The sequence below is a fragment of the Aeromicrobium sp. PFPM2_SD2 genome (assembly GCF_057364525.1).
Genome location: NZ_JBNFNZ010000717.1, coordinates 1 through 752 on the forward strand (window position 1 = coordinate 1; position 752 = coordinate 752).

At 74.5% G+C, this 752-nt stretch carries 2 protein-coding genes; both read right to left on the bottom strand.

From position 1 onward, the window contains the following. Nucleotides 1-63: 63 nt before the first annotated feature. Nucleotides 64-459 (bottom strand): FliO/MopB family protein, encoded by a 396-nt coding sequence (locus AC2W7G_RS17670; RefSeq protein WP_485869580.1) that lies wholly within the window; start codon nt 457-459, stop codon nt 64-66. A 2-nt stretch (nt 460-461) separates the two neighbouring features. Further along, nucleotides 462-752, bottom strand: a 291-nt coding sequence (gene fliN / locus AC2W7G_RS17675; protein ID WP_485869581.1) for a flagellar motor switch protein FliN, incomplete at its 5' end; no start/stop codon positions are given.

Here is a 752-nt window from a genome sequence, read left to right on the forward strand (position 1 = left end):
CCGCGGCGAGCACGGGCAGCACGGACAGGCCGGCCGTCCACAGCAGCCGGCGCAGGAGTCGGGTCACGCGCGCTTCCTCAGTCCGTCGACGAGCTGGCGCCAGGCCTGGGGCGAGAGCACCGAGCCGCTGACCCCGCCGGGCGTCGTGACGACGGCGGGCGTGGTGGTGCCGGGGTCCTCGACCTCGACGGTCGCGATGTCCGGCTCGGGCAGGGCGAGGTCCTCCGGGTCGACCTCGGCGAGCAGGCTCACCTGCTGGTCGGTGACGCCCAGGACGAGGCCGCGTCCGCCGGTCGTCACGACGACGACCGACGACCCGCGCGAGAGCTGCTGGCGGTGGACGACGTCCAGCACCGAGCCCGTGCTCTGGTAGCGCCGACCCACCCAGCGGGCGATCAGCAGCATGAGGCCGACCACCAGCGCCAGGGACAGGATCAGCCGCAGGGCGACCTCGAGCACCGTCAGGCTCCCGCGTTGTCGTCGAGGATCTCGGTGACGCGCAGGCCGAAGTCCTCGTCCACGACGACGACCTCGCCGCGGGCGATGAGCCGGCCGTTGACCAGCAGGTCGGCGGGGCTGCCGGCGGCGCGGTCGAGCTCGAGCACGGTGCCCGGCGTGAGCGCCAGCAGGTCGCGGACGCTCATCTGCGTGCGGCCCAGCTCGACGGTGACGTCCATGATGACGCCGTGCAGCATCTCGATGCCGCGGTCGGCTGCGGCGCGGACGCGGCGCCGGCGCGTGGCGACCGTGGC